Origin of the sequence: Variovorax boronicumulans, assembly GCF_019352895.1 — a bacterium.
Classification (GTDB): domain Bacteria; phylum Pseudomonadota; class Gammaproteobacteria; order Burkholderiales; family Burkholderiaceae_C; genus Variovorax; species Variovorax boronicumulans_A.
In genome coordinates, this window is sequence record NZ_JAAAFX010000004.1 from 358,427 (window position 1) to 370,041 (window position 11,615).

At 72.0% G+C, this 11,615-nt stretch carries 11 protein-coding genes; 10 read left to right on the plus strand and 1 reads right to left on the minus strand.

Annotated features, from left to right (window positions below; translation table 11 throughout):
• Positions 1–18: 18 nt before the first annotated feature.
• From K0H49_RS03365 to K0H49_RS03410, 10 genes are all read left to right on the plus strand, one after another.
• Positions 19–1,569, plus strand: coding sequence for an ABC transporter substrate-binding protein (locus tag K0H49_RS03365; RefSeq protein WP_219209728.1), 1,551 nt, complete (start codon positions 19–21; stop codon positions 1,567–1,569).
• A gap of 31 nt (positions 1,570–1,600) precedes the next feature.
• Positions 1,601–2,545, plus strand: coding sequence for an ABC transporter permease (locus tag K0H49_RS03370; protein ID WP_183023807.1), 945 nt, complete (start codon positions 1,601–1,603; stop codon positions 2,543–2,545).
• A complete protein-coding gene (locus tag K0H49_RS03375) occupies positions 2,542–3,357 on the plus strand; it encodes an ABC transporter permease (RefSeq protein ID WP_219209729.1) in 816 nt (271 codons plus the stop codon). Before K0H49_RS03370 ends, K0H49_RS03375 begins: the two co-directional genes overlap by 4 nt.
• A gap of 3 nt (positions 3,358–3,360) precedes the next feature.
• Positions 3,361–4,986 (plus strand): ABC transporter ATP-binding protein, encoded by a 1,626-nt coding sequence (locus K0H49_RS03380; protein ID WP_219209730.1) that lies wholly within the window; start codon positions 3,361–3,363, stop codon positions 4,984–4,986.
• Between the two features lie 27 nt (positions 4,987–5,013).
• Complete coding sequence (locus K0H49_RS03385; protein WP_219209731.1) at positions 5,014–5,451, plus strand: cytidine deaminase; 438 nt, start codon at positions 5,014–5,016, stop codon at positions 5,449–5,451.
• Positions 5,452–5,482: 31 nt separating this feature from the next.
• The gene (gene deoC / locus K0H49_RS03390; protein WP_219209732.1) at positions 5,483–6,259 is read left to right on the plus strand and encodes a deoxyribose-phosphate aldolase; all 777 of its coding nucleotides are present in this window, start codon (positions 5,483–5,485) and stop codon (positions 6,257–6,259) included.
• Positions 6,259–7,605: a thymidine phosphorylase gene (deoA, locus tag K0H49_RS03395; protein ID WP_219209733.1), complete on the plus strand. Its 1,347-nt coding sequence runs from the start codon at positions 6,259–6,261 to the stop codon at positions 7,603–7,605. The genes deoC and deoA overlap by 1 nt, the downstream gene beginning before the upstream one ends.
• Before the next feature lie 4 nt (positions 7,606–7,609).
• Positions 7,610–8,818, plus strand: a complete 1,209-nt coding sequence (locus K0H49_RS03400; protein ID WP_219209734.1) for a phosphopentomutase — start codon at positions 7,610–7,612, stop codon at positions 8,816–8,818.
• A 117-nt stretch (positions 8,819–8,935) separates the two neighbouring features.
• A complete protein-coding gene (locus tag K0H49_RS03405) occupies positions 8,936–9,169 on the plus strand; it encodes a hypothetical protein (protein ID WP_219209735.1) in 234 nt (77 codons plus the stop codon).
• Positions 9,170–9,176: 7 nt separating this feature from the next.
• A complete protein-coding gene (locus K0H49_RS03410) occupies positions 9,177–9,899 on the plus strand; it encodes a GAF domain-containing protein (RefSeq protein ID WP_219209736.1) in 723 nt (240 codons plus the stop codon).
• 7 nt (positions 9,900–9,906) lie between these two features.
• On the opposite strand, the gene K0H49_RS03415 is transcribed toward K0H49_RS03410, so the two are convergent.
• Positions 9,907–11,499 carry an aldehyde dehydrogenase (NADP(+)) gene (locus K0H49_RS03415; protein ID WP_219209737.1) on the minus strand — a complete coding sequence of 531 codons (1,593 nt, stop codon included), beginning with the start codon at positions 11,497–11,499 and terminating at the stop codon, positions 9,907–9,909.
• Positions 11,500–11,615 lie beyond the last annotated feature (116 nt).

Genomic DNA, 11,615 nt, shown 5'->3' on the forward strand with positions numbered 1-11,615 from the left:
CCCTTCAACGGACCGACGATGAAACCCCTGCTCCTCACCACTGCGTTGCTGCTCGCGCTGCCGGCCGTCGGCACGGCCGTCGCCGCCACCCGCATCACCGTCGCGCTGCCGGCGGACATCCGCAGCACCAACCCCGGCGTCAACCGCGATGACAACACCGACGGCGTGATCGCGAACGTCGTCGAGGGCCTGGTCGGCTACGGCGAGGGCGGCGACGTCAAGCCGCTGCTGGCGCGCTCGGTCACGGTCTCGCCCGACGGCCTGAGCTACACCTTCAAGCTGCGCACCGACGTGCGCTTCCACAACGGCGAGAAGCTCACGTCGGCCGATGCGCTGTGGAGCTGGCAGCGCTACATGGACCCGAAGACCGAGTGGCGCTGCCTGGCCGAGTTCGACGGCCGCAACGACCTCAAGGTGACATCGGCCGAAGCGCCCGACGCGCAGACCTTCGTGCTGCGCATCAACCGCCGCAGCGCGCTGCTGCTCGACACGCTGGCGCGCACCGACTGCGGCATGACCGCCATCCTGCACAAGGCCTCGGTCAAGCCCGACGGCAGCTGGGACCGCCCGATCGGCACCGGCCCCTACCAGCTCACCGACTGGAAGCGCGGCCGCGGCGTGACGCTCACGCGCTTCGAGGGCTACACCTCGCCCGAAGGAACCAAGGCCGACGGCTACGTGGGCCTCAAGACGCCCAGCGTCGACCAGGTCGAGTTCCAGGTGATCCCCGATGCGGCCACGGTCAAGCTGGCGGTGGCGGCGCGCTCGATCGACATCGCGCAGCTGCTGTCCTCCGACGTGGCCGAGACCCGCGGCAACCCGCTGCTGGTGACCATGCCCGAGCCCGACTCGTCCAAGCACGTGCTGCTGTTTCAGACCCGCGACCCGCTGATGTCGGACCCGAAGTTCCGCCGTGCGGTGGCCGCCGCGCTCGACTACAAGCAGCTGGTCGACGTCGCCAGCGACGGGCTGTCCAAGCCCAACAACTCGGCGGTGTTCGAGCGCTCGGTCTACATGGATGCGGTGCAGCGCAAGGGCTTCAAGACCGACCTCGCGCTGGCCAAGGCGCTGCTCAAGGAGAGCAGCTACAAGGGCCAGACGATCAAGCTGGTGGCCAACAAGCGCGCGCCGATGCCCAGCTTCCAGGTCGCGCTCGTGACCCAGGCCATGCTGCAGGCCGTGGGCATCAAGGTCGAGATCGAGGTGCTCGAATGGGCCACCCAGCTCGACCGCTACAACGCGGGCAACTACCAGATGATGTCCTTCTCCTACTCCGGCCGGCTGGACCCGGCGCTGAGCTACGAGCAGTTCGTGGGCGACAAGGCGCGCCAGCCGCGCAAGGTCTGGGACAACCCCGAGGCGCTGGCGATGATCGAGGGCGCCAAGGTGGTGAGCGACCCGGCCGAGCGGCGCAAGATCTTCGACCGGCTGCACGAGCTCTCGCTGGTCGACGTGCCGCTGATCACGCTCTACAACGGCCTGACGGTCTGGGTCCGCGCCAAGCGCGTGAGCGGCTTCAGCCCGTGGGAAGGCAAGCCGCGGCTGTGGACCGCGCGCGTGGGGACCTGAGCATGCGGCCCCGTACCGAGGACCCCTCAAGATGATGCGTTTCGTCTCCCGCCGGCTCGCCACCGCGCTGCCCACGCTGTTCATCAGCGCGGTCGCGGTGTTCTTCCTGATCCGCCTGATCCCGGGCGACCCGGCCGCGCTGATGCTCGGCGACCAGGCCGACGCCGCCAGCCTGGCCGACCTGCGCCATCGCCTGGGCCTGGACCTGGGCCTGGCCGCGCAGTTCGGGCGCTGGCTGCTGCAGGTGCTGCAGGGCGACCTCGGCGCCTCCATCCGCACCGGCGAGCCGGTGCTGCCGCTGGTGCTCGAGCATTTCGTGGTGAGCGCGCGCATCGTGTTCATCGCGGTCGCGCTGGCGGCCGCGATCGCCGTGCCCGCGGGCATGCTCGCGGCCTGGCGCCAGAACGGCAAGCTCGACATCGGGCTGGTCGGCACCGCCACCGTGCTGCTGTCCATCCCCAGCTTCTGGCTCGGCCTGATGCTGCTCTACGTCTTCGGCCTCAAGCTGGGCTGGCTGCCGGTGGTGGGCTACGTGGCCTTCGCCGAAGACCCGGTGGCCGCGGCGGTCTACATCGTGCTGCCCATCGCCACGCTGGTGCTGCACGAGACCGGCATCCTGATCCGCATGGCGCGCGCCAGCACGCTCGAGGTGCTGCGCCTCGACTACATCACGCATGCCCGCGCCAAGGGCCTGTCCGAATCGGTGGTGCTCTGGCGCCATGCCTTCCGCAATGCCTTCGGCCCGACCTGGACCCTGATCGGCCTGGTGCTGGGCAACCTGCTCGGCGGCATCGCGGTGGTGGAAACCGTCTTCACCATCCCCGGCCTGGGCCGCCTGCTCGTCGACTCGATCTTCGGGCGCGACTACCCCGTGATCCAGGGCTGCCTTCTGTTCGTTGCCTTCGTCTACATCATGATCAATCTCGTGGTCGACCTCTGCTATCCCTTCTTCGACCCGCGGGTGGGCGAGGAATGAAAGCCGTCCCCCTCAACGCCGCGATCGGCGCCACGCTCGTGGGCCTGCTGGTCGCCACCGCCGTGACCGGGCTCTTCTGGACCCCCTTCGATCCGCTGGCCATCGGCTACACCGGCCGCCTCGCCGCGCCCGGCGCCGCGCACTGGCTGGGCACCGACGAGTTCGGGCGCGACGTGCTCAGCCGGCTGATGACGGCCGCCGCCACCAGCACCCGCATCAGCCTGCTCACCGTGATGCTGGCCGTGTGCCTGGGCACGGTGGCGGGCGTGCTCGCCGGCTACCTGCGCGGCTGGACCGACCGCGTGCTGATGGCCTTCAACGATGCGCTGCTGGCCTTCCCCGGCATCCTGCTCGCGCTCGGACTGCTGGCCGTGTTCGGCGCCAGCGAATACGGCATCGTGGTCGCGCTGGGCATCGCCTACGCGCCCTCGGTGGCGCGCATCGTGCGCGGCGCGGTGCTGTCGCTGCGCGAGCGCGACTACGTGGCCGCCTCGCGCGTGATGGGCAACTCGGAGCTCTACACCGTGGCGCGCCACATCCTGCCGAACTGCATCGCGCCGCTGATCGTGCTCGCGACCTCGATGTTCGGCTGGGCGCTGCTGGCCGAGAGCGCACTGAGCTTCCTCGGCCTGGGCGTGCCGCCGCCCGCGCCGACCTGGGGCAACATGCTGGCCGCGAGCCGGCCCTTCATCGCCAACGCCGCCTGGCTCGCCGTGCTGCCGGGCCTGTGCATCTCGCTCACCCTGCTGGGCATCAATCTGCTGGGAGACGCGGTGCGCGACCGACTCGATCCCCACATGCGGGGCGCCTGAGCCATGAACAGCCCCGCATTGCTCGAGGTCCGCGACCTCGCCCTCGCCCTGCGCAACGGCACGCCGCTGGTGCACGGGATCGGCTTCGAGGTCCGGCCCGGCGAGATCGTCGGCATCGTCGGCGAATCCGGCAGCGGCAAGACGCTGGCGGCGCGCTCCGTCATGGGCCTGGCGCCGCCGGCCATCCAGCGCACCGGCGGCGCGATCCGCTTCGAAGGCCAGGACATCACGCAGCTCGCGCCCGCGGCGCTGCGCAAGCTGCGCGGCGCGCGCATGGGCATGGTGTTCCAGGAACCCATGACCTCGCTCAACCCGTCGATGCCCATCGGCCGGCAGCTCGACGAGGGCCTGGCGCTGCACACGCGGCTCACGCCGGCCGAGCGCCGGGCGCGCATCCTGGAGATGCTGGCGCGCGTGCGCATCGACGACCCGGTCGGCGCGCTCGCAGCCTACCCGCACCGCTTCTCCGGCGGCATGCGCCAGCGCATCATGCTGGCCTCGGCCATGCTGCTGCGCCCCGCGCTGCTGATCGCCGACGAGCCGACCACCGCGCTCGACGCCATCGTGCAGCGCGACGTGCTGGAGCTGATGGTCGGGCTCACGCGCGAGCACGGCACCGCCGTGCTGATGATCAGCCACGACCTGCCGATGATCGCGCGCTACACCGACCGCATCGTCGTGATGCACCACGGCCGCATCGTCGAGCAGGGGCCGACGGCCGCGCTGGTGACGGCGCCGCAGGAGCCCTACACGCGCAAGCTGCTGGCCGCCATGCCGCAGCGCGGCGCCACCCGCGCGCCCAGTGCCGCGCCGCCGGTCCTCGAGGTCGACGGCCTGGTCGTGGACTACCCCGGCAGCGGCGGCCTGTTCACGAAACGCGAGCCGCGCCGCGCGCTGCACGGCATCGACCTGCGCGTGGGCGCGGGCGAGGTGGTGGCGCTGGTCGGCGGCTCGGGCTCGGGCAAGACCACGCTGGGCCGGACCATCGCCGGCCTGATCCGGCCGACCGCCGGCAGCCTGCGCTTCGAGGGCAAGCCGATCGTGCCGGGCGGCGACGGCTGGGCGCGCTACCGCGCGCAGTGCCAGATGGTGTTCCAGGACCCGGTCTCCTCGCTCGACCCGCGCATGACGGTGGCGGCGCTGATCGGCGAGGCGCTGCGCACGGTGCCGGGCCTGACGCCCGCCGCAAAACAGGCGCGCATCGCCGAGGTGCTGGACGAGGTCGCGCTGTCCGCCGACGTCGCGCAGCGCTATGCGCACGAGCTCTCGGGCGGCCAGCGCCAGCGCGTGGCGATCGCGCGCGCGGTGGTGCGCCGGCCGGCCTTCATCGTGGCCGACGAGCCGGTCTCGGCGCTCGACGTCACGGTGCGCGCCCAGATCCTCACGCTGTTCGCGCAGCTGCAGTCGCGCCACGGCTTCTCCTGCCTGTTCATCAGCCACGACCTGGGCGTGGTCGAGCAGATCGCCGACCGCGTGGTCGTGATGCGCCAGGGCGCGATCGTAGAGGCCGGCCTGCGCGACCAGGTCTTCGACCGCCCCGCCGACGCCTACACGCAGGAACTGCTCGGCGCCGTGCCGCGGCTGCACACCGCGCTGGCCCAGCGCGTGCTGGCCGACCAAGCGGCCTGACCCCGATCCTCCCTTCCGCCTACGCCCATGCCCGACATCCCTTCCTTCCTGACCGAAGACCTGCAGGCGCAACTGCAGGCCGCGGCCCGCGACGCCCAGGCCCGCGCCTACGCGCCCTATTCACGCTTCCAGGTCGGTGCCGCCGTGCTCGACGAGCAGGGCTGCATCCATGCGGGCTGCAACGTCGAGAACGCGGCCTATCCCGAAGGCACCTGTGCCGAAGCCGGCGCGATCGCCGCGATGGTGCTGGCCGGCGGCACGCGCGTGCGGGCCGTGCTGGTGCTGGGCGAGGGCGCGGCGCCGGTCACGCCCTGCGGCGGCTGCCGCCAGAAGCTGCGCGAATTCGCCGACGGCGCGACGCCGGTGCTGGTGGCCGATCGCCAGCGCCTGCGCGCGCACTTCACGCTGTCCGAACTGCTGCCCGCCAGCTTCGGCCCCGACCACCTGGCTCGGCCCGACGCCTGAGCGCGCGCCCTCTTCCCACCTCAAGGATTCCATGACCCCGCCACTCGACCCGGGCACCGCCGCGCGCATCGCGCTGGCCTGCCTCGACCTCACCAGCCTCAACGACGCCGACACCGAGGCCGACATCGAGCGCCTCTGCCGCCGCGCCCAGGGGCCGCACGGCCCCACGGCCGCGGTCTGCGTCTGGCCGCGCTTCGTGGCGCAGGCGCGGCGCCTGCTGCCTGAGCACATCGCCGTGGCGGCGGTGGCCAACTTCCCGGCCGGCGGCACCGACCTCGCGCGCGCGGTCGAGGACACGCGGGCCGTCGTCGCGGCCGGCGGCAACGAGGTCGACGTCGTGCTGCCCTACGCCGCGCTGCGCGCGGGCGACGAAGCCGCCGTGCGCGCGCTGCTGGACGCGGTGCGCGCGGCCGCGCCGTCGCTCACGCTCAAGGTGATCCTCGAGACCGGTGTGCTGGCCGACGAAGCGCTGATCGCCCGCGCCTCGACGCTGTCGATCGCGGCCGGCGCCGACTTCCTCAAGACCAGCACCGGCAAGACGCCGGTGAGCGCCACGCCGGCGGCCGCCCAGGCCATGCTGGCCTGCATCGCCTCGACACCCGCGGCACGCCCGGTCGGCTTCAAGGCCTCGGGCGGCGTGCGCACCGTGGCCGACGCCGCGATCTACATCGCGCTGCAGTCGCAGCTGCTGGGCGCCGAGAGCCTGGTGCCGCGGCGCTTGCGCATCGGCGCCAGCAGCCTGCTCGACGACATCGAGGCGGTGCTGGACGGCCGCGGCAGCGCGGTGATGCCGAAGGGCGGCTACTGATGGGCGCGCAGGCCACCCCGCCGCCCGCGCTGGCGCAGGAGATCATCCGCATCAAGCGCGACGGCCAGGCGCTGGCACAGGCCGAGATCGAGGCCTTTGTCCAGGGCCTGGTCGATGCCTCGTGGAGCGAATCGCAGGCGGCGGCGCTGGCGATGGCGATCTACCTCAAGGGCATGACGCCGGCGGAGACAGTCGCGCTGACGCACGCGATGGCGCGCTCGGGCGAGATGCTGAGCTGGGCCGATGCGCAGCTGCCCGGGCCGATCCTCGACAAGCATTCCACCGGCGGCGTGGGCGACAAGGTCAGCCTGCCGCTGGCACCGATCGTCGCGGCCTGCGGCGGCTACGTGCCGATGATCTCCGGGCGTGGCCTGGGCCACACCGGCGGCACGCTGGACAAGCTCGACAGCATCCCGGGCTACCGCAGCACGCCGCCGGTCGAGCAGCTGCGCGCGGCCCTGCAATCGGCCGGCTGCGCGATCGTCGGGCAGACGGCCAGGCTGGCACCGGCCGATCGCACGCTCTATGCGATCCGCGACGTGACCGCGACGGTCGAGTCGCTGCCGCTGATCACCGCCAGCATCCTCTCGAAGAAGCTGGCGGCCGGCCTGCACGGGCTGGTGATGGACGTGAAGACCGGCAACGGCGCCTTCGCTGCCGAGCGCGCGCAGGCCCAGGCGCTCGCGCAGTCGCTGGTCGGCGTGGCCCAGGGCGCGGGCCTGCCGACGCGGGCCTGGATCACCGACATGAACCAGGTGCTGGGCCACAGCTGCGGCAATGCGCTGGAAGTGCACGAGGCCGTGGCCCTGCTGCGCGGCGAGCCCTGCGAGCCGCGCCTGCGGGAGATCACGCGCATGCTGGGCGCGGAGATGCTGCTGCTCGGCCGGCTCGCGTCAAGCACCGACGAGGCGCTCGCGCGCATCGACGCCGCCCTGGCCAGCGGCCAGGCGCTGGAGCGCTTCGCGCGCATGGTGCGCGCGCTCGGCGGGCCGGCCGACTTCGTCGAACGGCCCGGCCACTACCTGCCCGCCGCGCCCGAACAGCAGGTGGTGCGGGCCGCGCACGACGGCTGGGTGGCGCGCATGCACACGCGCGAGATCGGCCTGCGGGTGATCGACCTGGGCGGCGGCCGGCGCCAGGCTTCGGACCGCGTCGATCCGCGCGTCGGCTTCTCCGAGATCGCGCCGATCGGCCGCCAGGTCGCGCGCGGCGAGGTGCTGGCGCGCGTGCACGCGGCCACGCCCGACGCAGCCGAGGCAGCCGCGACCGCGCTCGCCCGGCTGATCGAGGTCGACGAGGCGCCGGTGGCACCCCGGCCCGTGATGCTCCAGCGTTCGGCGGACTGAGGCCATGGCACGCGCATTGGTGATCGTGCTCGATTCGCTGGGCCTGGGTGCCACGCCGGACGCGCCGGACTTCGGCGACAGCGGCGCGAACACGCTGGGCCACATCGCGCGGTGGTGCGCCGACGCCGGCCGGCCGCTGCGGCTGCCGACCTTGTCGAAGCTCGGCTTTCCGCAGGCGGCCCACGCCGCGAGCGGCCACTGGCCGGCCGGCCTGGCCGTGCACCCGGCGCCCGACGGCGCCTTCGGTGCCGCCTGCGAACGCAGCCGCGGCAAGGACACGCCCAGCGGCCACTGGGAGCTCATGGGCTGTCCGGTCGAATTCGACTGGGGCTACTTCCCGGCGCCGGCCGAAGCCGGAGCCCCGGTGTTCCCGGCCGACCTGATGCGGCGCTGGTACCGCGCCTGCGGCTTCGAGGGCAGCCTCTGCAACGGGCATGCGAGCGGCACCGAGGTGCTCGCGGTCTTCGGCGATGCGCACGTCGCCACCGGCCTGCCGATCTGCTACACGAGCAGCGACAGCGTGTTCCAGGTCGCGGCCCACGAAGCGCACTTCGGGCGCGAGCGCCTGTACCGGATCTGCGAGATCGCCAAGCCGCTGTTCGACGAGCTCGGCATCGCCCGCGTGATCGCGCGCCCCTTCGACGGCGCCGCGGGCCGCTACCGCCGCACGGGCGGGCGCCACGACTACACCACGCCGCCGCCCGGCCCGACGCTGCTCGACGCGCTGGTGGCGTCGGGCCGCGAGGTGCATGGCGTGGGCAAGATCCGCGACATCTTCGCCGGCCGCGGCGTCACGCACCACCATCCGGCCGACGGCAATGCCGCGCTGTGCGAGGCGACGCTGGAGGCGCTCGAGGCCTGCGCCGACGGCGGGCTGGTGTTCACCAACCTGGTGGACTTCGACATGCTCTACGGCCACCGGCGCGACGTGGCCGGCTACGCCGATGCGCTCGAGGCCTTCGACGCCTTCCTGCCCCGGCTGCTGGCAAGGCTGCAGCCCGACGACCTGCTGGCCCTGACGGCCGACCATGGCTGCGACCCGACCTGGCCCGGCAGCGACCACACCCGCGAGCAGGTGCCGCTGATCTTCTGCGGCGCGTCGGTGCCGCGGGCGCTGGCGCTCGGGCAGCGGACCAGCTTTGCCGACCTGGGGCAGACCGTGGCCGCGCACCTCGCGGTGCCGGCGCTTGCGTCGGGCCTGCGCTGCTGGTAACGCACGTCAGCCACCGCATCGCGGCCGACGCGAGTATCCTTCTCCCTGCGGGCCCCCGAGACGCTCTTCCAGCGCTTCGTTCTGGCCCGGCAAGACCGTCCGTCCCTGGAGCCCCGCATGAAATTCGTGATCATTCCCGAGTTGCGAGATCGTTGGTCCTGGGAACTGCGCAACGCGGAAGGTGACGCGATCTCCAGAAGCGCCACCAGCTATGGCGCACGCGTCCAGGTCGAGCACGCGATCCAGGCGCTGCGGCGCGGCGTCGCCAACGCACGGGTGATGGGGTCGACCGGTGCGAGGCTCGACGAGTTCGCACCAGGGCCGCTGCCGAACGAGCGCACATCGAAATGACCTCGGCATGCGCGTAGTCGTCTCTCTCGATGCCTTCGGCCGCTGGCGATGGGAGTTGCACGGTCCCGAAGGACTGCACATCGCCGAGAGTTGCGGCACCTTCGCCACCTATTCGCTCGCGGTGCTCAATGCCGACGAGGTCTGCCGCTGCATACCCGACGCCCCCATCGAGGTCGAAGTCCTGCCGAGCCGCATCGCCGCCGGTCCGACCACGCGCATGACCGAGGCCTTCGCGCAGGTCTGCAGCGCGCTGAGAAAGCAGGGACTCGACGCGGCGCTGGCGGTGCTCAATCGACCGCTGGCCCATCGCTACAGCGCTGTCTACTGGATGCCGGATGCACAGCGGCTGGTGAATGTCGGCTTCTTCGACAAGCAGGGAGACGCCGTGCCGTCGAACCTGCAAACCGTGGCCTACAACCAGAGTTTCTGCCAGTTCGCGATCCGGGATGGGCAATTCAGGACCGAGAACTCCTCGTGCGACGCGCGGCTGGACGGCAACATCTACCAGGGCGTGATGAACTCCTATCACGCGGTGCCGATGGTCTCGATGCAAGGCCAGGTGCTTGGCACGATCTGCCACTTCGACACGGCCGCGCGCGCACTGGCCGATGAGGACTTCGAACTGCTTCGCCTCGTGGCCGAGGTGTTCGTGCACTGTCTGCCCAAACCCTCCCCGGCCGTGGCCGCGGTGCCGCCGCTGGCGCCGACGACCGGTCCGGGCCCGGGCTAGTCGCGCCTCAGCCCCCGGCCGCCTGGCTCGGCGCGCCCTCGACCAATCGCCAGAGCTTCAGCGGATTGGCGCTTTGCACCGCCTCGGGACGCAGCGCGTCCGGCAGGTCCTGGTAGCAGACCGGGCGCAGGAAGCGGTCGATCGCACTGGCACCCACCGAGGTGTACATGGCGTTCGAGGTCGCCGGGAACGGGCCGCCGTGCACCATCGCATGGCACACCTCGACCCCGGTCGGGAATCCGTTGGCCAGGATGCGTCCGCATTTGCGCTCGAGCACCGGCAGCAGCGTGCGGGCCGCGTCATGGTCCGCCTCGTCCAGCAGCAGGGTCGCGGTGAGCTGGCCTTCCAGCCGCTTGGCCACCTGCACCAGCTCGTCGAGGCTGCGCGCCTTCACGATCACGGACGCGGGCCCGAACATCTCCGACTGCAGCGCTTCGCTTTGCAGCAGATGCTGCGCATCGGTCACGTAGAGCGCGGCCTGCGCGGCATGGGCCTGGTCTCCCGCCTCGGCGCCCACACCCACGGGCGCTCCCGCTTCGGCCTGCACCTGTGCGCGCGCGCTTTCATAGGCCGCATGGATGCCGGGGGTCAGCATCGTCTGTGCAGGCTTCGCGCCCAGGGCCGCGGCCGCGGCGTCCACAAACCGTTCCAGGTCCGGGCCGTCGATGGCAAGCACCAGCCCGGGGTTGGTGCAGAACTGCCCCGCGCCCAGTGCCAGCGAATCGACGAAGCCCTGGGCCAGCGCCTGCGTGCGCGAGGCGAGCGCATGGGGCAGCACGAAGACCGGGTTGATGCTGCTCATCTCCGCATAGACCGGGATCGGTTCGCGGCGGCTGTTGGCGGTTCGCACCAGCGCGAGGCCGCCCTGGCGCGAGCCGGTGAAGCCCACGGCCTTGATCTCGGGATGCGCGACCAGCGCCTCGCCGATCTCGCGGCCGGCGCCGATCAGCAGCGAGAACACGCCCTCGGGCATGCCCTGCTGCCGCGCGGCCTTCTGGATCGCGCGCCCCACCATTTCCGAAGTGCCCAGGTGCGCGCTGTGCGCCTTGACGATCACCGGCGCACCCGCGGCCAGCGCCGAGGCCGTGTCGCCACCCGCCACGGAGAAGGCCAGGGGAAAGTTGCTCGCGCCGAACACCGCCACCGGCCCGAGCGGGATCTTGGCCAGGCGCAGGTCGGCGCGCGGCAGCGGCTGGCGCTGGGGCTGCGCCGGATCGATGACGGCGCCCAGGAAATGGCCGTCACGGACGACCTGGGCGAACAGTCGCAGCTGGCCCGTGGTGCGACCGCGCTCACCGGTCAGCCGCGCAAGGGGGAGGCCGCTTTCGGCATGGGCCCGCTCGAGCAGCGCATCGCCCAGCGCCATGATCTCGTCGGCGATCGCTTCGAGGAAGGCCGCGCGCCGCGCCAGCGGCAGCAGCCGGTAGGCGTCGAACGCGTCGGCCGCCAATGTCGCGGCGCGGTCCACGTCCTCGCGACTGCCGAAGCCGAAATCCGGCTCGGCGATGGGGGCGTTCAGCGCGGGGTTGAAAGCTTGCTGGCTGCCGGCGCGGCCGCGCACCGCGGCCTGACCGATGAGCATTTCTCCAGTGATCTGCATGTGAAAACTCCGTGGGATGAAACAGGTGGGGAAAAAAGGTTCGCCCCCGCATGGCGTGCGGGCGGAGGACCGGGATGTCGGGGGAACAGGCGCACCGCGCCTGTGCCTGTGGTTGA